The organism is Tatumella morbirosei, assembly GCF_000757425.2.
In the GTDB taxonomy this organism is placed as follows: Bacteria; Pseudomonadota; Gammaproteobacteria; order Enterobacterales; family Enterobacteriaceae; genus Tatumella; species Tatumella morbirosei.
The window spans coordinates 261,191-286,222 of the sequence record NZ_JPKR02000005.1 but is presented as its reverse complement, the minus strand read 5'-3'; the positions used below and the strand labels follow the sequence as shown (position 1 = coordinate 286,222).

17 protein-coding genes, 5 tRNA genes, 3 rRNA genes and 1 pseudogene are annotated in these 25,032 nt (G+C 50.2%); 23 read left to right on the top strand and 3 right to left on the bottom strand.

Annotation, left to right across the window (positions count from 1 at the left end):
• Positions 1 to 61: 61 nt before the first annotated feature.
• A complete protein-coding gene (ubiD, locus tag HA49_RS16830; RefSeq protein WP_038015348.1) occupies positions 62 to 1,546 on the top strand; it encodes a 4-hydroxy-3-polyprenylbenzoate decarboxylase in 1,485 nt (494 codons plus the stop codon).
• Between the two features lie 44 nt (positions 1,547 to 1,590).
• A complete protein-coding gene (fre, locus tag HA49_RS16825) occupies positions 1,591 to 2,292 on the top strand; it encodes an NAD(P)H-flavin reductase (protein ID WP_038015345.1) in 702 nt (233 codons plus the stop codon).
• A 60-nt stretch (positions 2,293 to 2,352) separates the two neighbouring features.
• On the opposite strand, the gene fadA is transcribed toward fre, so the two are convergent.
• Both fadA and fadB read right to left on the bottom strand, forming a co-directional pair.
• Positions 2,353 to 3,516: an acetyl-CoA C-acyltransferase FadA gene (fadA, locus tag HA49_RS16820; protein WP_038015343.1), complete on the bottom strand. Its 1,164-nt coding sequence runs from the start codon at positions 3,514 to 3,516 to the stop codon at positions 2,353 to 2,355.
• On the bottom strand, positions 3,517 to 5,709 hold the full coding sequence (gene fadB, locus HA49_RS16815; protein ID WP_046791891.1) for a fatty acid oxidation complex subunit alpha FadB: 2,193 nt from the start codon (positions 5,707 to 5,709) through the stop codon (positions 3,517 to 3,519). It abuts the gene before it with no gap.
• A gap of 184 nt (positions 5,710 to 5,893) precedes the next feature.
• Here fadB and pepQ point away from each other — a divergent pair, with 184 nt between their 5' ends.
• From pepQ to birA, 10 genes and pseudogenes are all read left to right on the top strand, one after another.
• Positions 5,894 to 7,225: a Xaa-Pro dipeptidase gene (gene pepQ / locus HA49_RS16810; RefSeq protein ID WP_038015341.1), complete on the top strand. Its 1,332-nt coding sequence runs from the start codon at positions 5,894 to 5,896 to the stop codon at positions 7,223 to 7,225.
• The gene (locus tag HA49_RS16805; protein WP_038015339.1) at positions 7,225 to 7,857 is read left to right on the top strand and encodes an IMPACT family protein; all 633 of its coding nucleotides are present in this window, start codon (positions 7,225 to 7,227) and stop codon (positions 7,855 to 7,857) included. Before pepQ ends, HA49_RS16805 begins: the two co-directional genes overlap by 1 nt.
• Positions 7,858 to 7,867: 10 nt before the next feature.
• A pseudogene (trkH, locus tag HA49_RS16800) lies at positions 7,868 to 9,320 on the top strand (Trk system potassium transporter TrkH).
• A 13-nt stretch (positions 9,321 to 9,333) separates the two neighbouring features.
• Entirely contained in the window at positions 9,334 to 9,870 is a 537-nt protein-coding gene (gene hemG / locus HA49_RS16795; protein ID WP_038015336.1) for a menaquinone-dependent protoporphyrinogen IX dehydrogenase, read from the top strand.
• 408 nt (positions 9,871 to 10,278) lie between these two features.
• Positions 10,279 to 11,818 (top strand): 16S ribosomal RNA (locus HA49_RS16790).
• Positions 11,819 to 11,991: 173 nt separating this feature from the next.
• Positions 11,992 to 12,067, top strand: a tRNA-Glu gene (locus HA49_RS16785).
• A gap of 191 nt (positions 12,068 to 12,258) precedes the next feature.
• Positions 12,259 to 15,165, top strand: a 23S ribosomal RNA gene (locus tag HA49_RS16780).
• 266 nt (positions 15,166 to 15,431) lie between these two features.
• Positions 15,432 to 15,547 (top strand): 5S ribosomal RNA (gene rrf / locus HA49_RS16775).
• Together the 16S, 23S and 5S rRNA genes with 1 tRNA gene alongside form the textbook arrangement of a ribosomal RNA operon.
• 290 nt (positions 15,548 to 15,837) lie before the next feature.
• Positions 15,838 to 16,875 (top strand): UDP-N-acetylmuramate dehydrogenase, encoded by a 1,038-nt coding sequence (gene murB / locus HA49_RS16770; protein ID WP_038024048.1) that lies wholly within the window; start codon positions 15,838 to 15,840, stop codon positions 16,873 to 16,875.
• Positions 16,872 to 17,834: a bifunctional biotin--[acetyl-CoA-carboxylase] ligase/biotin operon repressor BirA gene (birA, locus tag HA49_RS16765; protein ID WP_038024045.1), complete on the top strand. Its 963-nt coding sequence runs from the start codon at positions 16,872 to 16,874 to the stop codon at positions 17,832 to 17,834. Before murB ends, birA begins: the two co-directional genes overlap by 4 nt.
• 60 nt (positions 17,835 to 17,894) lie before the next feature.
• On the opposite strand, the gene coaA is transcribed toward birA, so the two are convergent.
• On the bottom strand, positions 17,895 to 18,848 hold the full coding sequence (gene coaA / locus HA49_RS16760) for a type I pantothenate kinase (RefSeq protein ID WP_038024043.1): 954 nt from the start codon (positions 18,846 to 18,848) through the stop codon (positions 17,895 to 17,897).
• A 552-nt stretch (positions 18,849 to 19,400) separates the two neighbouring features.
• On the opposite strand from coaA, the gene HA49_RS16755 reads away from it, so the two are divergent.
• From HA49_RS16755 to rplL, 11 genes are all read left to right on the top strand, one after another.
• Positions 19,401 to 19,476: transfer RNA gene (locus tag HA49_RS16755), tRNA-Thr, on the top strand.
• 9 nt (positions 19,477 to 19,485) lie between these two features.
• Positions 19,486 to 19,570 (top strand) — tRNA-Tyr (locus HA49_RS16750).
• A gap of 191 nt (positions 19,571 to 19,761) precedes the next feature.
• A tRNA-Gly gene (locus HA49_RS16745) sits at positions 19,762 to 19,836 on the top strand.
• Between the two features lie 5 nt (positions 19,837 to 19,841).
• Positions 19,842 to 19,917 (top strand) — tRNA-Thr (locus HA49_RS16740).
• A gap of 124 nt (positions 19,918 to 20,041) precedes the next feature.
• Positions 20,042 to 21,226: an elongation factor Tu gene (tuf, locus tag HA49_RS16735; protein ID WP_038016585.1), complete on the top strand. Its 1,185-nt coding sequence runs from the start codon at positions 20,042 to 20,044 to the stop codon at positions 21,224 to 21,226.
• 227 nt (positions 21,227 to 21,453) lie between these two features.
• A complete protein-coding gene (gene secE / locus HA49_RS16730; RefSeq protein ID WP_038024040.1) occupies positions 21,454 to 21,837 on the top strand; it encodes a preprotein translocase subunit SecE in 384 nt (127 codons plus the stop codon).
• A gap of 1 nt (position 21,838) precedes the next feature.
• On the top strand, positions 21,839 to 22,384 hold the full coding sequence (gene nusG, locus HA49_RS16725; RefSeq protein ID WP_038024038.1) for a transcription termination/antitermination protein NusG: 546 nt from the start codon (positions 21,839 to 21,841) through the stop codon (positions 22,382 to 22,384).
• Between the two features lie 138 nt (positions 22,385 to 22,522).
• Positions 22,523 to 22,951, top strand: coding sequence for a 50S ribosomal protein L11 (gene rplK / locus HA49_RS16720; RefSeq protein WP_038024035.1), 429 nt, complete (start codon positions 22,523 to 22,525; stop codon positions 22,949 to 22,951).
• 3 nt (positions 22,952 to 22,954) lie between these two features.
• Complete coding sequence (rplA, locus tag HA49_RS16715; RefSeq protein ID WP_038024033.1) at positions 22,955 to 23,659, top strand: 50S ribosomal protein L1; 705 nt, start codon at positions 22,955 to 22,957, stop codon at positions 23,657 to 23,659.
• Between the two features lie 343 nt (positions 23,660 to 24,002).
• Positions 24,003 to 24,500, top strand: a complete 498-nt coding sequence (gene rplJ / locus HA49_RS16710) for a 50S ribosomal protein L10 (RefSeq protein ID WP_038024031.1) — start codon at positions 24,003 to 24,005, stop codon at positions 24,498 to 24,500.
• A 60-nt stretch (positions 24,501 to 24,560) separates the two neighbouring features.
• Positions 24,561 to 24,926: a 50S ribosomal protein L7/L12 gene (gene rplL / locus HA49_RS16705; protein WP_038024029.1), complete on the top strand. Its 366-nt coding sequence runs from the start codon at positions 24,561 to 24,563 to the stop codon at positions 24,924 to 24,926.
• Positions 24,927 to 25,032 lie beyond the last annotated feature (106 nt).

Here is a 25,032-nt window from a genome sequence, read left to right as displayed (position 1 = left end):
CATCCTGATGCGAACATCCCTATAATGACCAGATTATCTCCGGCAACAAAGTAAAAACCTCATGAAATATCAGGACTTAAGAGACTTTCTGCAACAACTTGAGCAGCGTGGCGAGTTAAAAAGAATCAGTTATCCTGTTGATCCTGCATTAGAAATGACCGAGATCGCAGACCGGACGCTACGGGCCGGTGGGCCAGCCTTGTTGTTTGAGAATCCTAAAGGCTATGACATGCCGGTACTTTGTAACCTGTTCGGTACTGCCAAACGGGTGGCGATGGGGATGGGACAGGAGGACGTCAGTGCGTTACGTGATGTCGGTGAACTGCTGGCATTCCTTAAAGAACCCAGCCCGCCGAAAGGTTTTCGTGACTTATTTGAACAAATGCCGCGTTTCAAACAAGTACTGAACATGCCAACCAAACGTCGCAGTCATGCTCCTTGCCAGGAAATCGTCTTACAAGGAGATGAGGTCAATCTGGCGTCGGTTCCTGTCATGACCTGTTGGCCGGAAGATGCTGCCCCGCTGATTACCTGGGGCCTGACGGTCACCCGTGGGCCACATAAAGAACGACAAAATCTTGGCATCTATCGTATGCAGGTGATTGGCAGGAACCGGTTGATTATGCGCTGGCTGTCTCATCGTGGTGGTGCGCTTGATTTTCAGGAATGGTGTAAAGCTCATCCCGGGGAACGTTTTCCGGTTTCTGTGGCTTTAGGAGCAGATCCGGCAACTATCCTGGCCGCGGTAACCCCTATCCCTGACAGTTTATCGGAGTATGCTTTTGCCGGATTGCTGAGAGGCACTAAGACTGAGGTCGTCAAATCACTGTCGAATGAACTGGAAGTCCCAGCCAGTGCCGAAATTATCCTTGAAGGTTATATTGAACAGGGTGATATGGCTCCGGAAGGCCCTTACGGGGACCATACCGGTTATTATAATGAAGTGGATAACTTTCCGGTATTTACCGTAACGCATATTACTAAACGCCAGCAGGCCATTTATCATTCAACCTACACCGGCCGTCCGCCAGATGAACCAGCCGCCCTCGGGGTGGCGCTGAATGAAGTGTTGGTCCCGATTCTGATTAAGCAGTTTCCTGAAATTGTCGATTTTTATCTGCCCCCGGAGGGTTGTTCTTACCGGCTGGCGGTAGTGACAATGAAGAAACAATATGCCGGACACGCGAAACGCGTTATGTTTGGGGTATGGTCGTTCCTGCGACAATTTATGTACACTAAGTTTGTCATTGTCTGCGATGATGATGTGAATGCCCGTGACTGGAATGATGTCATCTGGGCGATTACCACCCGGATGGACCCGGCCAGAGATACGGTGATTGTTGAAAACACACCCATCGACTATCTGGATTTTGCTTCACCGGTGTCCGGGCTGGGGTCGAAAATGGGTATGGATGCCACGAATAAATGGCCGGGAGAAACGGATCGTGAATGGGGACGACCAATCGTCAAAGATCCCCGTGTAACGGCAAGGATTGATGAAATCTGGGATGAGCTGGCGATTTTCGAACCTCAACCCAAACGGTAACCGACAACCACCCAATTTAGCTGATGACCCGACAGAGGGAATGCATGACAAGATTAAGCTGTAAAGTAATTTCTGTAGAAACTATTACCGACACTGTCTATCGGGTCCGGTTAGTTCCAGAGTCCGACTATGATTTTCAGGCAGGACAGTATCTGATGGTCGTGATGGAAGAGAACGATAAACGTCCGTTCTCGCTAGCCTCAACCCCAATGGAAAAAGATATCATCGAACTACATATTGGGGCGTCAGACCATAACCTGTATGCAATGGCGGTTATGGACCGTATTCGTGAACAGCGGAAAATTACGGTTGATATGCCACATGGTAATGCTGGATTGCGGAATGACAGTGACCGTCCGATTATTCTGGTCGCCGGAGGTACCGGATTCTCTTATGCGCGTTCTATCCTGCTGACCGCCCTGTCACAGAACCCACAACGCGAAATCGCTATTTACTGGGGGGGACGTGAACCCCAGCATATTTATGATCTGGAAGAACTGAACGCCCTGGCGGTACGACATCCTAATCTGAAAGTTGTGCCGGTGGTCGAACAGCCTGATGACAGTTGGCAGGGTCGGACCGGGACAGTGTTACCGGCAGTCATTCAGGATTACTCTTCTCTGAAAAACTACGATATCTACATTGCCGGTCGTTTCGAAATGGCGAAAGTCGCGCGTGATCGTTTCTGCGCTGAACGTGAAGCTGTTAGCAGCCAGATTTATGGTGATGCATTCGCGTTTATCTGATGTTGTCGGTTTGATATAAGCGCAGGTGTGGCGGTAGATGTCCGTCACGCCTGCGGCGTTTTATACCCGTTCAAAAACGGTCGTTATTCCCTGACCGAGCCCGATGCACATGCTGGCGACACCAAATTCGACATCATGTTCCTGCATCTGATGGATAAGCGTAGTGCAGATTCGACTGCCGGAACAGCCGAGTGGATGTCCCAGAGCTATTGCACCTCCCCGCAGATTGACCTTTTCATCCAGTTGATCTGCCAGCCCGAGGTCCTTGATACAGGGCAGCGTCTGTGCAGCAAAAGCTTCGTTAAGTTCAAATAGTCCAATATCAGCAATACTCAGTCCGGCACGCTGCAACGCCAACCGTGTTGCCGGGACGGGGCCATAGCCCATCAGGGACGGGTCACATCCGGTTACAGCCATGCTACGAACCCGGGCCAGCATCGGTAGTCCGAGGCTACGGGCGCGGCTTTCACTCATTATCAGCATTCCTGACGCACCATCCGAGAGTGCTGAAGAATTCCCGGCAGTGACGCTTCCATTGACGGGGTCAAAAGCCGGGGGCAGGGCGGCTAAACTTTCCGTACTGGTGTCATGGCGGATCACTTCGTCACAACTCATCCGGAACAACACGCCCCCGGCATCATGAGCGTAAATCGGGGTGATTTCCCGCAGGAACTGCCCGCTGACGGTTGCCTGCCATGCCCGCTGGTGTGAGCGCAGCGCAAAACTATCCTGCTGTTCACGGCTGATACCGTGCATCCGGGCCAACATTTCAGCAGTCAGTCCCATCATACCGGCAGCCTTTGCCACGGTTCTGCTAAGCTGCGGATGAAAATCGACCCCGTGGGACATGGGGACATGTCCCATATGTTCGACACCACCCACCAGGCAACTGTCGGCATCTCCTACCATAATTGCGCGGCTGGCATCATGCAGTGCCTGCATAGATGAACCACACAACCGGTTGACGGTGGTCGCCGGTACCTGCACCGGAATTTCGGCCAGCAGAGCCGCATTGCGTGCAATGTTGAATCCCTGTTCGAGGGTTTGCTGCACACACCCCCAGACAATATCGCTCAGTGATGCCGGATCCAGTGCCGGATGGCGCAACAGAATTTGCTGCATCACGTGCGCAGATAGGTCTTCAGCCCGTAAATGGCGGAATGCCCCGCCCTTTGAACGGCCCATTGGGGTTCGCAACGCTTCTACAACCACAACGTTTTCCATTTACGCTCTCCCTTGGTCAGAATTCAGGCGACCTGCTATCGGCGCCGGAGGGGCATACCAACTTTGCTGCTGACGGCCTTTTTCCGTCAGCAATGCCGGCGCGTGATACAGTGGTGATAATCCGGTAAACTGTGCTGACTGTTGCAGGAAATGGTCTGATCCCAGGCTGTCAAGATAACGAAAAACACCGCCGCGAAATGCGGGGAATCCCAGACCGTAAACCAGCGCCATATCAGCTTCTGCCGGAGAGGCGATGATATTTTCTTCCAGGCACCTCACCACTTCATTGATCATCGGAATCATCATCCGTTGCAGTATTTCTTCATCGGTAAATAAGCGGGAGGGGGCACAAATCCCGGCCAGTAATTCTGAAGTTTGCGGATCGGCTGTTTTCTTCATTTTGCCTTTGCGATCCGTTTCCCAGAGCCAGAAGCCCTGGTGATTTTTCTGCCCGTAGCGTCCGGCGTGGAACAGTGTACTCACCACATCCTTGTCAGGAATCTGCATTCTTTCCGGATAGCCCTTCGCCATGACTTGCTGAGCGTGGAATGCTGTGTCAATTCCCACCACATCCAGTAACCATGAGGGTCCCATCGGCCAGCCGAACTCTGATTCCATGACTTTATCTATATGCCGGTAGTCTGCGCCGTCCAGCAGTAACAGGTTGAAGGCGGCGAAATAAGGGAACAACACCCGGTTTACAAAAAATCCCGGACAATCGTTAACCACAATCGGTGTTTTGCCAAGGGCGATAGCCCAGGCAATGACTCTGTCGATAGTGGGCTCTGCGGTCTGTTCACCTCGGATAATTTCAACCAGAGGCATTTTGGGAACCGGATTAAAAAAGTGCATTCCACAAAACTGCTGCGGTCGTCTGAGCTGCCGGGCCAGCAGGCTGATAGGGATAGTCGAGGTATTGGAGGTCAGCAGAGCATGATCCGAAAGATGTTGCTCAGTCTCTGTCAGTACTTTTATCTTAATCTGTGGATTCTCTGTGACCGCCTCAACCACGATATCGACCTGTTCGAAACCGGTATAATCCAGTGTCGGATGAATCGCGGATAGAATGCCGGCAAACTGCAGGGGAGTAATTTTCCCGCGCTGCTGTTGATCGCTTAATAACCGGTTCGCTTCGTTGATTCCAGAATCCAGAGCCTGCTGATTAATATCTTTCATTTTGACCGGAATCCCCTGACGGGCAGATTGCCAGGCAATACCACCGCCCATAATTCCGGCACCTAGCACTGCAGCCTGTGTGGGGGCAGTGGTGTGGGTGGCTTTTTTCCGTGTCAGTCCTTTAACATACTGGTCATTCAGAAAAATGCCAATTAATGCCCGTGCCGTTTCCGATTTTGCCAACGGGATAAAAGCGGCTCTTTCGGCGGTTAATGCGTCATCGCGTGCCATACCTGCAGCGGCCTCGATGGTTTTTACTGCCGTCAGAGGGGCTGGGTAGTGAGGTCCCGCCTTTTGCCGGACCAGCGCTTTGGCTGTGGTGAAGCTCATTGCGGCCTCGACGGGGCTTAATTTTAATGCCGCAAGTTTCTGACGGCGGCGAGTCTGCCAGTAATTTTCTGTACTGACTTCATTCAGCATGGTGACAGCGGCAGCCCGAAGTTTATCCGCAGGGACGATAGCATCGGCAAGGCCCAGATGTAGTGCGGTTTCTGCGTCAACATCTTTACCCGCGGTGATGATTTCCAGGGCGCTGTCGGCGCCAATGAGCCTCGGTAGCCGCACAGTCCCCCCGAAGCCCGGGATAATGCCCAGCCGGGTCTCCGGTAAGCCGATCCTGACATCCGGAGTGACCAGACGAAAATCGGTGGCCAGTACGCATTCACAGCCTCCGCCCAGTGCGTAACCGTTAATGGCGGACAGGGTGGGAACTGGCAGGTCTTCAAGACGGCAAAACGTCTGGTTGGCAAATATTAGCCATTGATGAATCTGTTGATCATCGGCTGCAAACAGAGATAAAAACTCATTAATATCCGCACCGACAATAAACGCAGGTTTAGCCGAAGCCAGAATCAGCCCCCTGAGCTCTGGCAGGGCTTCAAGCCTGTCAAGTGCGGCACTTAAACTAAGGATTGTTCCGGTATCCAGAGTATTAACTGAACCCCGGGCATTAAATTCCAGCATGGCGATGCCATCATCGAGCCAGCTTAGGGTAAGTGTATCGCCCTGATAGAGCATGTCAGCCTCCTGCATTTGCGAAAGGGATCTGGTCGTACCAGATGGTTGAGTGTGAAATTTTGGTGGTTTATTTGCAAATGAATTGAATCTTATTTGTTATCAGGATCACATCAGTGGCAGGCACGGCATCAGGATAAGAGCTGTGTTAAAATAACCAAAAATGCGAAGGGCGAAGAGGTTTGGGATGAATTCACTAAATGAACTGTATAAATCGCATCTGATGACATTGCAGCAGCATGCTCAGCAGGTTCTGGCAGCCGGTAATCTGGAAGCCTTACTCATTCATTCCGGAGAATTGCAGAATGTATTTCTTGATGATCACACTTATCCCTTTAAGGTGAATCCGCAATTTAAAGCCTGGCTGCCTGTCACTCAGAATCCTAACTGCTGGCTATGGATTGATGGGGTCAGCAAACCAAAATTATGGTTTTATTCGCCGGTGGATTACTGGCATAAACCGGAGCAGGTCCCTGAAAGTTTCTGGACCGATGAATTTGAGATCACTGAACTGCGAGACAAGGCGCATATCGCTCAGCTTTTACCGACTGACCGCTCGCGGGTGGCTTATATTGGGCCGGTAACCGAACGTGCCCGGCAATTAGGTATTATTGAATCGCATATCAATCCACAGGCTGTTATTGATTTTCTTCATTACTACCGCAGTTTTAAGACTGATTATGAGCTGTTCTGCATGCGTGAGGCGCAGAAAATTGCGGTTGCGGGTCACCGGGCCGCCAGACAGGCTTTTTTCTCTGGTCAGAGTGAGTTTCAGATCAATTCGGCCTATTTGCTGGCGACAGGGCAGCGTGATACCGATGTCCCTTATGGAAATATTGTGGCACTGAACGAACATGCCTCTTACCTGCATTACACACAACTGGATTTCCGTGCTCCTGAGGTTTCCCTTAGCTTTCTGCTGGATGCCGGTGCCGAATACAATGGCTATGCTGCCGACCTGACCCGCAGTTATGCCGCAGATGTGGGGTCTGATTACGCTGATCTGGTGACCCGGATGGATCAGCAACAGCAGGCATTGATCAACACACTGCAGGCAGGCACCAATTATGCAGACTATCATCTGCAGATGAATCAGAGAATTGCCAGCGTATTGTGCGAATTTGACCTGGTGACCGGACTAAGCGAAGAAGCTCTGGTGAGTGAAAATATTACTTCAGTCTTTATGCCACATGGTGTTGGTCATCCGCTGGGTTTACAGGTGCATGATGTCGCCGGATTTATGCAGGATGATCAGGGGACACATTTGGCAGCGCCATCTCATTACCCGTGGCTGCGGTGTACACGCACCCTGGCGCCCGGAATGGTGCTGACAATAGAACCGGGGATCTATTTTATTGATTCATTGTTATCTCCCTGGCGGCAAGGAAGTTTCAGTAAGCACTTTAACTGGCAGCGTATTGATCAACTGCGGCCGTACGGTGGTATCCGCATTGAAGATAACGTTGTTATCCGTGATGATGGTATCGAAAACATGACCCGTGACCTGCAGTTAGCCTGATGGATGCTTATGAAATTCCGTCATCTGATCTCTGCGTGACGGAAGAAACGATTAAAAAAAGTCGCTTCATCACCTACCTCGCCCATACTGAAGGCACTGAGGCGGCGCGGTTATTTGTCCGGCAGATAAAAGAATTGCATCCTGATGCACGACACCATTGCTGGGCATGGGTAGCGGGTGCTCCAGACGATTCACAGCAACTGGGTTTTTCGGATGATGGTGAACCCTCCGGAACAGCTGGAAAACCTATGCTTGCCCAGTTAATGGGGAGTGGTCTGGGTGAAGTGACCACAGTAGTGGTTCGTTATTACGGTGGTATTATGCTGGGCACCGGGGGGCTGGTAAAAGCCTATGGTGGCGGGGTACGAACAGGACTTTCTGTGCTTAGTCGGCAGACCAAAGTTCCGATGCAGGAATTCAAACTATGCTGTGATTACGGACAACTGTCTGAGATTGAAAGAATGCTTGAACTGCACCGGGGACAGATTATCCGCAGTGATTATCAGGCAGATATTACCCTGATGCTGGCATTACCCTATGGCCAGGTCGACGATTTTGAACAACATCTCACGGATTTCAGCCGGGGCAAATTGCTGCTTCAGCGGGTAGATCAACCACCGTTATCTTGTTAAGGACAGGCAAATGCACTTTCGTGCTATTACCCGCATCGTGGGTTTATTAATTATTATTTTCTCGGTCACCATGATTTTGCCAGGTCTGGTGGCCCTGATTTATCGTGATGGTGCAGGCCGGGCCTTCAGCCAGACATTTATTATGGCGCTGCTGACAGGCTCGGTATTGTGGTGGCCTAACCGTAAACAAAAGGGAGAACTGAAGCCCCGCGAAGGTTTTCTCATCGTGGTTTTGTTCTGGACGGTGCTGGGCAGTGTCGGGGCCATGCCGTTTATTTTCGCTGAACAACCACACCTGTCGATTACTGATGCATTTTTTGAATCCTTTTCCGGCCTGACGACCACCGGAGCAACCACGCTGGTGGGACTCGATTCCCTCCCGAAGGCCATCTTATTTTACCGGCAGATGTTGCAGTGGCTGGGGGGGCATGGGGATTATCGTACTGGCAGTGGCTATTTTACCTATTCTTGGCGTCGGGGGAATGCAGCTGTACCGTGCCGAAATGCCAGGGCCACTGAAAGACCATAAGATGCGGCCAAGAATTGCCGAAACCGCAAAAACGTTATGGCTCATTTATGTCTTACTGACAGTGGCCTGTGCACTGGCGTTGTGGCTGGCCGGAATGCCACTGTTTGATGCCATCGGCCATAGTTTCTCGACCATCGCTATTGGTGGTTTTTCGACGCATGATGCCAGCATCGGTTATTTTCACAGTTCTACAATTAACACTATAGTGGCGATCTTCCTGCTGATATCTGGCTGTAACTACGGTCTGCACTTTTCATTATTAAGTGGACGTAGTTTACGGGGGTACTGGCGGGATCCTGAGTTCAGGGTATTTATTGGAGTACAGTTAACTCTGGTGCTGATAGCGACCCTGATCCTCTGGATACATCATACTTATAATGGGTTGTGGCAGACTTTTAACCAGGCCTTTTTTCAGGTGGTCTCAATGGCCACCACCGCCGGATTTACGACCGACAGTATTTCCCACTGGCCCTCCTTCCTGCCCATACTGTTGCTGTGTTCTGCATTTATCGGAGGTTGTGCCGGTTCAACGGGAGGTGGCCTGAAAGTTATCCGTATCCTGCTGTTGTGCAAGCAAGGGTCACGTGAATTAAAACGTCTGGTTCACCCGAATGCGGTTTATACCATTAAGCTGGGCAACCGGGCACTGCCGGAACGGATACTTGAAGCGGTATGGGGGTTCTTCTCCGCTTATGCGCTGGTGTTTCTTATCAGTATGCTGGCAATTATTGCGACAGGGGTGGATAACTTTTCTGCGTTTGCTGCGGTAGCCGCCACTCTGAATAATCTTGGCCCGGGGCTGGGGGTGGTAGCAGATAACTTTGCTTCTATGAATGATGAAGCAAAGTGGATACTGATATCGACTATGCTGTTTGGTCGACTGGAAGTATTCACCTTATTAGTGCTGTTCACGCCGACATTCTGGCGAGAGTAAGGAATATAGAATAATGAAGATGTTGATATTGTTTTCCAGCCGGGATGGACAAACAGAACGTATTGCCCGATTTATCGCCGATGAAGTCCGGCCGCAGTATGAATGTGATGTGGTGAATATCCGGGATGTCGCCAGGGTTAACTGGCAGGAGTATGACCGTCTGCTGATTGCTGCGTCGATCCGTTACGGACGTTTTGCGCAGGAGCTACACAGTTGTGTTGTCGAATATCTGCCGGAACTGCAGGCACGGATCAGCGGTTTTATCTCAGTTAACCTGACGGCACGTAAAGCAGATAAACGAACGCCGGAGACGAATGTCTATACCCGAAAATTCCTGGAACAATCTCCCTGGACACCGGACCGCTGTCTGGTAGTTGCCGGAGCATTACGTTATCCACGTTATCGTTGGTTCGACAAAATGATGATTCGTTTGATTATGAAGATCACGGGGGGCGAAACCGATACTTCGAAAGAAATTGAATATACTGACTGGCCGCAGGTGGCTGAATTTGCCAGGGGTTTTGTACAGATTACCGGCAAAACGCTGTAAAAGTGGCAGGTTTGCCGAAAAAAGCGCCATTCAGAAATTATTTTAAAATAAACCCTTGCGGGAAAAATTAATCTCCCTATAATGCGCTCCCACTGACACGGCAAAGCGCGATGCGCCAAGGTGTGACAGGGACTGAAGCGATTCGGTCCGGAGAAAAAATCACGAAATAGTGGTTGACTCCTGAGGTGAAAAGCGTAATATACGCCACCTCGCAGCGACAACCTAAGCGGTTGAGTTGCAACGCTCTTTAACAATTTATCAGACAATCTGTGTGGGCACTCGCAGGATTGATATCAAACGTCTCCGGACGTAAAAAATATCAAGTCTTAAGAGTGAACACATAATGAAATTCATTATGAGTGTTTTACACTTGAGCATCGCTTAACTCGTTTAAGCAAATCAAACTTTAAATTGAAGAGTTTGATCATGGCTCAGATTGAACGCTGGCGGCAGGCCTAACACATGCAAGTCGAACGGCAGCACAGAGAGCTTGCTCTCGGGTGGCGAGTGGCGGACGGGTGAGTAATGTCTGGGAAACTGCCTGATGGAGGGGGATAACTACTGGAAACGGTAGCTAATACCGCATAATGTCGCAAGACCAAAGTGGGGGACCTTCGGGCCTCACACCATCGGATGTGCCCAGATGGGATTAGCTAGCAGGTGGGGTAACGGCCTACCTGGGCGACGATCCCTAGCTGGTCTGAGAGGATGACCAGCCACACTGGAACTGAGACACGGTCCAGACTCCTACGGGAGGCAGCAGTGGGGAATATTGCACAATGGGCGCAAGCCTGATGCAGCCATGCCGCGTGTATGAAGAAGGCCTTCGGGTTGTAAAGTACTTTCAGCGAGGAGGAAGGCATTGCGGTTAATAACCGCAGTGATTGACGTTACTCGCAGAAGAAGCACCGGCTAACTCCGTGCCAGCAGCCGCGGTAATACGGAGGGTGCAAGCGTTAATCGGAATTACTGGGCGTAAAGCGCACGCAGGCGGTCTGTCAAGTCGGATGTGAAATCCCCGGGCTCAACCCGGGAACTGCATTCGAAACTGGCAGACTAGAGTCTTGTAGAGGGGGGTAGAATTCCAGGTGTAGCGGTGAAATGCGTAGAGATCTGGAGGAATACCGGTGGCGAAGGCGGCCCCCTGGACAAAGACTGACGCTCAGGTGCGAAAGCGTGGGGAGCAAACAGGATTAGATACCCTGGTAGTCCACGCCGTAAACGATGTCGACTTGGAGGTTGTGCCCTTGAGGCGTGGCTTCCGGAGCTAACGCGTTAAGTCGACCGCCTGGGGAGTACGGCCGCAAGGTTAAAACTCAAATGAATTGACGGGGGCCCGCACAAGCGGTGGAGCATGTGGTTTAATTCGATGCAACGCGAAGAACCTTACCTACTCTTGACATCCAGAGAACTTGGCAGAGATGCCCTGGTGCCTTCGGGAACTCTGAGACAGGTGCTGCATGGCTGTCGTCAGCTCGTGTTGTGAAATGTTGGGTTAAGTCCCGCAACGAGCGCAACCCCTATCCTTTGTTGCCAGCGATTCGGTCGGGAACTCAAAGGAGACTGCCGGTGATAAACCGGAGGAAGGTGGGGATGACGTCAAGTCATCATGGCCCTTACGAGTAGGGCTACACACGTGCTACAATGGCGCATACAAAGAGAAGCGACCTCGCGAGAGCAAGCGGACCTCATAAAGTGCGTCGTAGTCCGGATCGGAGTCTGCAACTCGACTCCGTGAAGTCGGAATCGCTAGTAATCGTAGATCAGAATGCTACGGTGAATACGTTCCCGGGCCTTGTACACACCGCCCGTCACACCATGGGAGTGGGTTGCAAAAGAAGTAGATAGCTTAACCTTCGGGAGGGCGTTTACCACTTTGTGATTCATGACTGGGGTGAAGTCGTAACAAGGTAACCGTAGGGGAACCTGCGGTTGGATCACCTCCTTACCTGAAGATACACTCCGGCGAAGTGTCCACAACAGATTGTCTGATAGAAAGTATGAGCAAGGCGTTTACACGTTGGGGGTGGTGACAAATAACATTGTCGCTCGGTTTTCTGAAGAAAAACCTCGCCCTTACGTGAAATTAGCGAATCAGTGATTCGCGACAGCAAATTTCACGTCCCCTTCGTCTAGAGGCCCAGGACACCGCCCTTTCACGGCGGTAACAGGGGTTCGAATCCCCTAGGGGACGCCACTTGCTGGTTTGTGAGTGAAAGTCACCGGCCAAATTATCTTAAAGATGACTTACGAGTCATGTTTAAGATATTGCTCTTTAACAATCCGGAACAAGCTGAAAATTTGAAAACAATGAATAACGCGAGTTATTCAGAGTCTCTCAAAAACTTTTACGATTCATAGTCGTTGCAAGACGTCTGTGGGTTGTGAGGTTAAGCGAATAAGCGTACACGGTGGATGCCCTGGCAGTCAGAGGCGATGAAGGACGTGCTAATCTGCGAAAAGCGCCGGTAAGGTGATATGAACCGATACAGCCGGCGATGTCCGAATGGGGAAACCCGGTGCACTCAGTGCATCATCGCAACATGAATACATAGTGTTGCGAGGCGAACCGGGGGAACTGAAACATCTAAGTACCCCGAGGAAAAGAAATCAACCGAGATTCCCCCAGTAGCGGCGAGCGAACGGGGAGCAGCCCTGAACCATCATCAGTGTGTGTGTTAGTGGAAGCGTCCGGAATGGCGCACGATACAGGGTGAAAGTCCCGTACATGAAAATGCACATACTGTGAGTTCGAAGAGTAGGGCGGGACACGTGGTATCCTGTCTGAATATGGGGGGACCATCCTCCAAGGCTAAATACTCCTGACTGACCGATAGTGAACCAGTACCGTGAGGGAAAGGCGAAAAGAACCCCGGCGAGGGGAGTGAAAAGAACCTGAAACCGTGTACGTACAAGCAGTGGGAGCACCCTTTGGGGTGTGACTGCGTACCTTTTGTATAATGGGTCAGCGACTTATATTCTGTAGCAAGGTTAACCGTATAGGGGAGCCGCAGGGAAACCGAGTCTTAACTGGGCGTTAAGTTGCAGGGTATAGACCCGAAACCCGGTGATCTAGCCATGGGCAGGTTGAAGGTTGGGTAACACTAACTGGAGGACCGAACCGACTAATGTTGAAAAATTAGCGGATGACCTGTGGCTGGGGGTGAAAGGCCAATCAAACCGGGAGATAGCTGGTTCTCCCCGAAAGCTATTTAGGTAGCGCCTCGTGAACTCATCTCCGGGGGTAGAGCACTGTTTCGGCTAGGGGGCCATCCCGGCTTACCAACCCGATGCAAACTGCGAATACCGGAGAATGTTATCACGGGAGACACACGGCGGGTGCTAACGTCCGTCGTGAAGAGGGAAACAACCCAGACCGCCAGCTAAGGTCCCAAAGTCATGGTTAAGTGGGAAACGATGTGGGAAGGCTCAGACAGCCAGGATGTTGGCTTAGAAGCAGCCATCATTTAAAGAAAGCGTAATAGCTCACTGGTCGAGTCGGCCTGCGCGGAAGATGTAACGGGGCTAAACCATGCACCGAAGCTGCGGCAGCGACACGTATGTGTTGTTGGGTAGGGGAGCGTTCTGTAAGCCATTGAAGGTGGACTGTGAGGTCTGCTGGAGGTATCAGAAGTGCGAATGCTGACATAAGTAACGATAAAGCGGGTGAAAAGCCCGCTCGCCGGAAGACCAAGGGTTCCTGTCCAACGTTAATCGGGGCAGGGTGAGTCGACCCCTAAGGCGAGGCTGAAAAGCGTAGTCGATGGGAAACAGGTTAATATTCCTGTACTTGGTGTTACTGCGAAGGGGGGACGGAGAAGGCTATGTCATCCGGGCGACGGTTGTCCCGGTTTAAGCGTGTAGGCTGAGATTCCAGGCAAATCCGGAATCTCTTAAGGCTGAGGCGTGATGACGAGGTGCTACGGCACTGAAGTGACAAATGCCCTGCTTCCGGGAAAAGCCTCTAAGCTCCAGGTAACACGAAATCGTACCCCAAACCGACACAGGTGGTCAGGTAGAGAATACCAAGGCGCTTGAGAGAACTCGGGTGAAGGAACTAGGCAAAATGGTGCCGTAACTTCGGGAGAAGGCACGCTGGCGCGTAGGTGAAGGGACTTGCTCCCGGAGCTGAAGCCAGTCGAAGATACCAGCTGGCTGCAACTGTTTATTAAAAACACAGCACTGTGCAAACACGAAAGTGGACGTATACGGTGTGACGCCTGCCCGGTGCCGGAAGGTTAATTGATGGGGTTATCGCTCTGCGAGAAGCTCCTGATCGAAGCCCCGGTAAACGGCGGCCGTAACTATAACGGTCCTAAGGTAGCGAAATTCCTTGTCGGGTAAGTTCCGACCTGCACGAATGGCGTAATGATGGCCAGGCTGTCTCCACCCGAGACTCAGTGAAATTGAAATCGCTGTGAAGATGCAGTGTACCCGCGGCAAGACGGAAAGACCCCGTGAACCTTTACTATAGCTTGACACTGAATATTGAGCCTTGATGTGCAGGATAGGTGGGAGGCACTGAAGTACGGACGCCAGTTCGTACGGAGCCATCCTTGAAATACCACCCTTTAATGTTTGATATTCTAACGTGGACCCGTTATCCGGGTTGCGGACAGTGTCTGGTGGGTAGTTTGACTGGGGCGGTCTCCTCCCAAAGAGTAACGGAGGAGCACGAAGGTTAGCTAATCACGGTCGGACATCGTGAGGTTAGTGCAAAGGCATAAGCTAGCTTGACTGCGAGAGTGACGGTTCGAGCAGGTGCGAAAGCAGGTCTTAGTGATCCGGTGGTTCTGAATGGAAGGGCCATCGCTCAACGGATAAAAGGTACTCCGGGGATAACAGGCTGATACCGCCCAAGAGTTCATATCGACGGCGGTGTTTGGCACCTCGATGTCGGCTCATCACATCCTGGGGCTGAAGTAGGTCCCAAGGGTACGGCTGTTCGCCGTTTAAAGTGGTACGCGAGCTGGGTTTAGAACGTCGTGAGACAGTTCGGTCCCTATCTGCCGTGGGCGCTGGAGAATTGAGGGGGGTTGCTCCTAGTACGAGAGGACCGGAGTGAACGCACCACTGGTGTTCGGGTTGTCATGCCAATGGCATTGCCCGGTAGCTAAGTGCGGAAAAGATAAGTGCTGAAAGCATCTAAGCACGAAACTTGCCCCGAGATGAGTTCTCCCTGACCCTTTAAGGGTCCTGAAGGGACGTTGAAGACGACGACGTTGATAGGCCGGATGTGTAAGTGCAGCGATGCATTGAGCTAACCGGTACTAATGACCCGTGAGGCTTAACCTTACAACGCCAGAGGCGTTTTGCAGAGACGCAAAGATTTTCAGCGAGTTCCTGATAGTTAAATTAAAAAATTAGCAGTGCCCTGCGGACATGAGTATTTTCCGTAAGAGCAGAGCGGTTTTAAGAATTAGCGGGAATGAAAGATTTTGTGCAGAGACAAGGCACTGACTGAGACGGTCTGAAGGAGCATACACAGAGTATGTGACTGAGGAACGCGAGGGAAGTAACGCAGTATCTGTATAAAAGATTCATTCCGAGCACAGAATTTGCCTGGCGGCTAGAGCGCGGTGGTCCCACCTGACCCCATGCCGAACTCAGAAGTGAAACGCCGTAGCGCCGATGGTAGTGTGGGGTCTCCCCATGCGAGAGTAGGGAACTGCCAGGCATCCAATAAGACGAGAAGGCCATCCTGACGGATGGCCTTTTTGCATTTGTACTACCAGAACAGAGATCCAAATACTATTCCACAAAATAACCGCTGCCAGTTTGTTAATCCGGATGAGATAATATTCATCAGTATAAACAGCTATACTGTGAGATTGCTTAATCAGTGACTATCCCTGGGCAAATCAACACCTAATCTGAGTTTCCGGTTGTGTAACTTGTCTGAAAAGCATCTATCTGTTGCCTGAATCGGGTAAACTATCAACCTAATTATTTTGTTAAGGTCAGGATATGTTAAGCCCTACTCATTCACTCAAACCTTTCAATACACTGGGCCTTGAAATCAGTGCTGACGAAATCGTTCTTGCAGCAACAGCAGAAGAATTACTGCAGGCCTGGCAGCATAGTCAGGCTCTGGGAAAACCGTTTTTGTTATTGGGTGGTGGAAGTAACGTATTGTTTATTAATGATTTTAAAGGGGTGGTCGCGGTAAATCAGATCAAAGGTATTACCGTCAAAGAGGATGACACTGGCTATGATTTACATGTAGGTGCTGGTGAAAACTGGCACGAACTGGTGCAGTACTGCCTACAACACAATATTCCAGGACTGGAAAATCTGGCCTTAATTCCGGGAGTTGCCGGCTCAGCCCCGATTCAGAATATTGGTGCTTACGGAATAGAGTTCAAAGATGTATGCCACTATGTGGATATCCTGAACCTGAATAGCGGAGAAACATTCCGGTTAAATACCGTGGAATGCCTGTTTGGATACAGAGACAGTATCTTTAAACATCAATATCGTGAAGGTTATGCCGTGATTGCTGTCGGACTTCGACTCAGTAAACAGTGGCAACCGGTACTCACCTACGGTGATCTCGTTCGTCTGGATGCACAGAAAGTGACGCCATCAGAGGTATTTGACGCCGTTTGCAATATGCGGAAAAGTAAATTACCGGACCCTGCCATCCAGGGAAATGTGGGTAGTTTCTTTAAAAATCCTCTGATTACTGCGGAACAAGGCCGACATTTGCTGGAAGATTACCCCTCGATACCTCATTATCCGCAACCTGATGGCAGGATAAAACTTGCCGCAGGCTGGCTGATAGATCAATGCCAGTTGAAGGGTTACCAAATTGGTGGTGCGGCGGTACATCGTATGCAGGCACTGGTACTGATTAACCACAGTGATGCCCAACCACAGGATATTGTCAGGCTGGCGGGATATGTACGGCAAACCGTCGGTAAAAAATTCAATGTGTGGCTGGAGCCTGAAGTGAGATTCATTGATGCACTCGGGGAATGCGATGCGGTCGGAGCGATATCATGAAAGATTACACAGTACCGTTAAAAGTTGCAGCGATACTCGCAGACGGTGAGTTTCACTCAGGTGAACAACTGGGCGATATTTGCGGGATGAGCAGAGCAGCGATAAATCAGCATATTAATACCCTGAAAAGTTGGGGCCTGGACATCTATACCGTCACCGGGAAAGGGTATTGCCTCTCTGCTCCGCTGCAATTGCTGGATGCGGAAGTGATCCGACAGAATGTCACAGGCAGTGGTGAAGTCAATGTTATACCGGTTATTGATTCGACTAATCAGTTCCTGATGGACCGAATGACTACGCTTTATCCCGGCGATACCTGTATTGCTGAATACCAACAATCCGGGCGCGGCAGACGGGGACGTCAGTGGTTTTCTCCTTTTGGTGCCAATCTATACATGTCTATGTACTGGCGTCTGGAGCAGGGCCCCGCTGCTGCGATGGGGCTGAGCCTGGTGGTAGGGATTGTCATGGCTGAAGCTCTACAGTCTCTGGGGGCAAAAGATGTTCGGGTTAAATGGCCTAATGACCTTTACCTGAACGATAAAAAACTTGCCGGTATTCTGGTAGAACTGAGCGGTAAAACGGGTGATGTTGCGCATATTGTGATCGGTGCCGGTATAAATCTAATGATGCGTCAGGTAGACGGTAGCGTAGTGGGGCAGCAATGGATCAGTTTGCAGGAGGCGGGAATTGATATTGATCGCAATGCCCTCACATCAGAACTGATTAATACGTTGCGCTCAGCATTGCAATTGTTTGAAGCCGAAGGTCTGACACCCTTCGTTAGTCGCTGGGCAACTCTGGATAATTTTATTAACCGGCCTGTGAAGCTAATTATTGGAGAACAGGAAGTCCACGGTATCGCCAGAGGGATTGACAGTCGTGGTGGGTTGTTACTGGAACAGGATGGACAGATAAAACCCTGGGTGGGCGGCGAGATATCGCTACGGGCCCAATAAGGTACAATTGATTGAAATTACGGTCAGATAAATTCTGACCGTAACCAGTGTAAAAGCAGATTATTTTCGTAAACGAACCGCATCAACTGCATGATCTTCACTTTTGGTCAGTATCAGGCTGGCTCGCTCGCGGGTGGGCAAAATATTCTGTTTCAGGTTCTCCCAGTTGATTTCCCGCCATAAGTTTCCGGCGATTTCAGTCGCTTCTGAAACCGGTAATTTTGCGTAATGGTGGAAGTAGGAGTCGGGATCGGTAAATGCACCTTCACGGAATTTCAGGAAACGGTTGATATACCAGCGTTCCAGTAGTTCTTCCGGGGCATCCACATAGATTGAGAAATCAACGAAATCTGAAACGAAGACTCGATGAGGATCGTGCGGATAATCCATACCACTCTGCAGAACATTCAGTCCTTCCAGAATCAGTATATCAGGCTGTGAAATCTGCTTATCACCCTCTGGTATCACGTCATAAATCAGATGAGAATAAACCGGTGCTGTCACCTGCTGTTCTCCGGATTTAAGATCAGAAACGAACCGCACCAACTTATGCATATCATAAGATTCAGGGAACCCCTTGCGTTTCATTAACCCCCGTTCTTTGAGGACAGCATTTGGATGCAGAAAACCATCTGTGGTGATCAGTTCCACTTTACGGTGCTCGGGCCAGCGACTGAGCAGAGCCTGCAATACACGGGCCGTAGTACTTTTTCCGACAGCGACACTTCCCGCAATACTAATGATATAGGGAATTTTCTGCTCGTTTTTGCCGAGGAACTGCTCGAGTACAGCCTGACGACGCAGGTTGGAACTGATGTAGAAATTCAGTAAACGGGATAAGGGTAAATAAATCTCAGCCACTTCCTCAAGTGACAGGTCTTCATTTATACCTTTCAGCCGGGCAATATCCTGGCGGGTTAATGTCATAGGCACCGAGTCACGCAGGGTCGCCCATTGTTCACGGGTGAACTGTAGGTAGGGAGAGGTGGCCAGTGACAAATTGTTTTTATTCATATTCAGGCATCTGACGACAGAGTGATTCGGTTCATCATCGGTACCGGTTGAATGCCATTAGTTGGCAGCAGAACCGTGGTGAAATGTAATAGTTATAAAATATCAGGCTGGAGGTTAACACCAGTTGGGCATCAGTAAAAAGTAAAAGATGCCACGCCACGATTTTTTTGCGTGCCAGCCCGGACAATAAGATATTACCAGACATTTTTTAAGCTATGGCATACAGGGGATTTGTAAGTGAGTACAGATTTTCGCCCAGCGGGCTGTGCTATTTTTGAGCAGTCGCAACGAGGTAAGAAAATTAAACGCTTATTTTCCAAAAAATATTGTCACGACTGCCAGTAAAAAGGGGGGCTTTCAACGCGAGGAACGGTTGCCATGCTAACATCTTCTGCGGACTGGCGGGTAAAATATCACCGTAATTTGTTGCTGATTTAAACAGTTATGCCGCGAAAACCCCTATTTTGGGTGAATAGTAAGCGAAGAGAAAAAAAATTAAAATTTGTTGTTGCATCCTGACGCGGTGCCCCCTAAAATGCGCCTCAACTTGATGCCGACTTAGCTCAGTAGGTAGAGCAACTGACTTGTAATCAGTAGGTCACCAGTTCGATTCCGGTAGTCGGCACCATCAAGTTAAGGTGGGATTCCCGAGCGGCCAAAGGGAGCAGACTGTAAATCTGCCGTCACAGACTTCGAAGGTTCGAATCCTTCTCCCACCACCATCTCAATGTTGTTTATTGAGTGGGTGTGAAGCAAAACGCTATCACAGCCTGGTGAAGCAGTAGAGTCACCCCGAGTGTAGACCGGTTGCATTGGTCGAAAGTCGGTCAGTTTATCTGGCAGACTCGAATAATAAGAGAGCCATCTTATTGTTCAAAAGCTACAGAAATATCAGGTAGCAGAGTTCCAGGATGCGGGCATCGTATAATGGCTATTACCTCAGCCTTCCAAGCTGATGATGCGGGTTCGATTCCCGCTGCCCGCTCCAGATGTGCTGATATGGCTCAGTTGGTAGAGCGCACCCTTGGTAAGGGTGAGGTCCCCAGTTCGACTCTGGGTATCAGCACCACTTCTTATATCTCCTCCCTGAAATTTCTGTTATCTAATAAATTCATTTTTTATCAGGCAATCAAACACCTGGTTGATGTGATCATATCACCGACTTATCCGTGTTTTAAAAGGGTTATTATCTAATGGCTAAAGAGCAATTTCAACGTAACAAACCACACGTTAACGTCGGTACTATCGGCCACGTTGACCACGGTAAAACCACTCTGACTGCTGCAATCACTACCGTACTGGCTAAGACCTACGGCGGTGCTGCTCGTGCGTTCGACCAGATCGATAACGCGCCAGAAGAAAAAGCACGTGGTATTACCATCAATACTTCACACGTAGAATACGAAACCCCGACCCGTCACTATGCACACGTTGACTGCCCGGGCCACGCCGACTACGTTAAAAACATGATCACCGGTGCTGCACAGATGGACGGCGCTATCCTGGTTGTTGCTGCTACTGACGGCCCTATGCCTCAGACCCGTGAGCACATCCTACTGGGCCGCCAGGTAGGCGTTCCTTACATCATCGTGTTCCTGAACAAATGTGACATGGTTGATGATGAAGAGCTGCTGGAGCTGGTAGAAATGGAAGTCCGTGACCTGCTGTCACAGTATGACTTCCCGGGCGACGACACTCCAATCGTTCGTGGTTCAGCGCTGAAAGCACTGGAAGGCGACGCAGAGTGGGAAGCTAAAGTTGTTGAGCTGGCTGGTTACCTGGATTCTTACATCCCTGAACCACAGCGTGCAATTGACCTGCCATTCCTGCTGCCAATCGAAGACGTATTCTCCATCTCCGGTCGTGGTACAGTAGTTACCGGTCGTGTAGAGCGCGGAATCATCAAGGTTGGTGAAGAAGTTGAAATCGTGGGTATCAAAGATACTGCGAAATCAACCTGTACCGGTGTTGAAATGTTCCGTAAACTGCTTGACCAGGGTCAGGCGGGTGAAAACGTTGGTGTTCTGCTGCGTGGTATCAAACGCGAAGAAATCGAACGTGGTCAGGTACTGGCCAAACCCGGTTCAATCAAGCCACACACCAAGTTCGAGTCAGAAGTTTATATTCTGTCTAAAGATGAAGGCGGCCGTCATACTCCGTTCTTCAAAGGCTACCGTCCACAGTTCTACTTCCGTACTACTGACGTGACCGGTACCATCGAACTGCCAGAAGGCGTAGAAATGGTAATGCCAGGCGACAACATCAAAATGGTTGTTACCCTGATCCACCCAATCGCGATGGATGACGGTCTGCGTTTCGCAATCCGTGAAGGTGGTCGTACTGTAGGTGCTGGTGTTGTTGCTAAAGTTATCGCTTAATCATCGATAATATTTGACGACATATACATGAAAAGGGCATCATCTGATGCCCTTTTTGCACGCCGAAACATAGAACCTGACTCATCAGTGATTTTTTTTATGTAAATCATTGCTGAGACAGGCTCTGGTTTGGCGTAAGATACCAGAGGTGCTGTAAAGTATTTCTGGTTTGGATACCTCGCCGAGCGGGGTTTAATGGTTTCTGGATTATTCTGGCAGGTTGGTTTATGAGTGCAAATACCGAAGCTCAGAGGAGCGGGCGCGGCCTGGAAGCAGTTAAGTGGGTGGTCGTTGCTCTCCTGATAATTGTGGCAGTTGCCGGCAATTACTATTATCGCAATGTGAACTTACCTTTACGTGCTCTTGCTGTGGTTGTCATTATCGCGGTAGCCGGGGCGATAGCCCTGCTGACCACGAAAGGGAAGGCTGCGGTCGCGTTTGCTCGTGAAGCCAGAACTGAAGTACGTAAGGTCATATGGCCTACTCGTCAGGAAACGTTGCAGACCACGTTAATCGTAGCTGCGGTTACCGCCGTAATGTCACTGATTTTGTGGGGGCTGGATGGTATTCTGGTCCGTCTGGTATCGTTTATCACTGGACTGAGGTTCTGAAATGTCTGAAGCTCCAAAAAAACGCTGGTACGTCGTGCAGGCGTTTTCCGGTTTTGAAGGCCGCGTAGCAGTTTCACTGCGTGAGCACATTAAACTGCACAATATGGAAGAGCTGTTCGGCGAAGTTATGGTGCCGACCGAAGAGATTGTTGAGATCCGTGGTGGCCAGCGCCGTAAGAGTGAGCGTAAATTCTTCCCGGGCTATGTGCTGGTTCAAATGGTGATGGAAGATGCAAGCTGGCACCTGGTACGCAGTGTACCTCGTGTTATGGGCTTCATTGGTGGGACTTCTGACCGCCCTGCGCCAATTAGCGATAAAGAAGTTGATGCGATTATGAATCGCCTGCAGCAGGCGGGTGATAAACCACGGCCGAAAACCATGTTTGAGCCAGGCGAAATGGTCCGTGTTAGTGACGGTCCGTTTGCTGACTTCAACGGTGTGGTGGAAGAGGTGGATTATGAGAAGAGCCGCCTGAAAGTGTCTGTTTCTATCTTTGGCCGTGCAACCCCGGTTGAACTTGACTTTGGTCAGGTAGAAAAAGGCTAATCACGCCAGCGTGAGACATCTTGCACAAGGCGCGAAATTAACCTATAATTTCGCGCCTTTTGTTTTTACGCACAGTGTGCGTGGAATAATTATCACGGGAAGCCTTTTTAAGGCGCTATACCCAATTGAGGAAATATCATGGCTAAGAAAGTACAAGCCTATGTCAAACTGCAGGTTGCAGCAGGCATGGCTAACCCAAGTCCACCGGTTGGTCCGGCACTGGGTCAGCAGGGTGTTAACATCATGGAATTCTGTAAAGCGTTCAACGCCAAAACAGAAAGCCTGGAAAAAGGTCTGCCTACTCCGGTTGTTATCACCGTATACAGCGACCGTTCTTTCACCTTCGTTACCAAAACGCCTCCGGCAGCAGTTCTGCTGAAGAAAGCGGCTGGTATCAAGTCTGGTTCCGGTAAGCCGAACAAAGACAAAGTAGGTAAAGTGACGCGTGCTCAGTTGCATGAAATTGCAACGACTAAAGCTGCGGACATGACTGGTGCAGACGTAGATGCGATGGCTCGCTCTATCGAAGGTACTGCGATCTCCATGGGCCTGGTAGTAGAGGATTAATCAATGGCTAAGCTTACCAAGCGCATGCGCGTTATCCGTGACAAAGTAGACGTCACCAAGCAGTACGAAATCAACGAAGCCGTAGCTCTGCTGAAAGAACTGGCAACAGCTAAATTTGTTGAAAGTGTTGATGTTTCTGTAAACCTCGGCATCGATGCTCGTAAATCAGACCAGAACGTGCGTGGCGCGACTGTTCTTCCACATGGTACTGGCCGTAGCGTTCGCGTTGCTGTCTTCGCTCAGGGTGCAAACGCTGAAGCTGCCAAAGCTGCTGGTGCTGAACTGGTAGGTATGGAAGATCTGGCTGATCAGATCAAGAAAGGCGAAATGAACTTCGACGTTGTTATTGCTTCTCCTGATGCAATGCGCGTTGTTGGCCAGTTAGGTCAGGTTCTGGGCCCACGCGGTCTGATGCCTAACCCTAAAGTTGGTACTGTAACTCCGAACGTTGCTGAAGCAGTGAAAAATGCTAAAGCAGGTCAGGTTCGTTACCGTAACGACAAAAACGGCATCATCCACACCACTATCGGTAAAGTTGACTTCGACGCTGACAAACTGAAAGAAAACCTGGAAGCTCTGCTGGTTGCGCTGAAAAAAGCCAAACCATCTTCAGCCAAAGGCGTGTACATCAAGAAAGTTAGCCTGTCTACTACCATGGGTGCAGGTGTTGCAGTTGATCAGGCTGGCCTGAGCGCATCTGCGGCTTAAGACCTGGCTTGACTTGGGCGAAAAATTCACCTAGAATTTTCGCCCATTCTTCCTGAGGGAAGAGACCGCGGGAGAGAGTTATCCTCCCGGGTAAGAATTTTCGGTTGGAGCCTGGCCTTATCCAGGCCTCCGTCCAAGACCGCAGGTGTGAGTGTCAGAACAACAGAGTCATCTGTAATTCGACACAAACTTAATTTCCTGCGTAGACGGTGAGAGAGCCTGAAGAACCTATTCTTTTCTGGATTCTACTCACCGTGTTAGCGTCTGTCAGCTTTGGCCGACAGGCGATGTGAGTTCCGGTGAGGTAACTTTCCGGACTAAAATAATCCAGGAGCAAAAGCTAATGGCATTAAATCTTCAAGACAAACAAGCGATTGTTGCTGAAGTCAGCGAAGTAGCCAAAGGCGCGCTGTCTGCGGTTGTTGCGGATTCCCGTGGCGTTACCGTAGATAAAATGACTGAACTGCGTAAAGCAGGTCGTGAAGCTGGCGTATACATGCGTGTTGTTCGTAACACCCTGCTGCGTCGCGTCGTTGAAGGTACTCCTTTCGAGTGCCTGAAAGACACGTTTGTTGGTCCAACCTTGATTGCATATTCTTTGGAACACCCGGGCGCTGCTGCTCGTCTGTTCAAAGAATTCGCGAAAGCGAATGCAAAATTCGAGGTTAAAGCTGCAGCCTTTGAAGGTGAGCTGATCCCAGCCGCTCAAATTGACCGTCTGGCAACGCTGCCGACTTACGAAGAAGCACTGGCACGTCTGATGTCGACCATGAAAGAAGCCGCTGCTGGCAAACTGGTCCGTACTCTGGCTGCTGTACGCGATGCAAAAGAAGCTGCTTAATCGCACTTTACACATCGTTGCTTACGTATAAACTTATTCTGATTCTTAGGAACAATTGTTATGTCTATCACTAAAGACCAAATCCTGGAAGCTGTTGCAGCTATGTCCGTAATGGAAGTAGTTGAGCTGGTTTCTGCAATGGAAGAAAAATTCGGTGTTTCTGCTGCTGCTGCTGTAGCTGTAGCTGCTGGCCCTGCAGAAGCTGCTGAAGAGCAAACTGAATTCGACGTAGTACTGAAAGCTGTTGGCGCTAACAAAGTCGCAGTTATCAAAGCCGTTCGTGGCGCAACTGGTCTGGGCCTGAAAGAAGCTAAAGATCTGGTTGAATCTGCACCGGCTGCAATCAAAGAAGGCATCAGCAAAGACGACGCAGCTGCTCTGGAAGCTGCTCTGAAAGAAGCTGGCGCTGAAGTTGAAATCAAATAAGACAACCCTTTGGGTTGCAGTCTGAGAAGGTTGCAGACTGATGGCTGGTGACTATAATAGTCACCAGCCTTTTTGCGCTAAAAGAGACTCTGTGGGGTTTCGCATT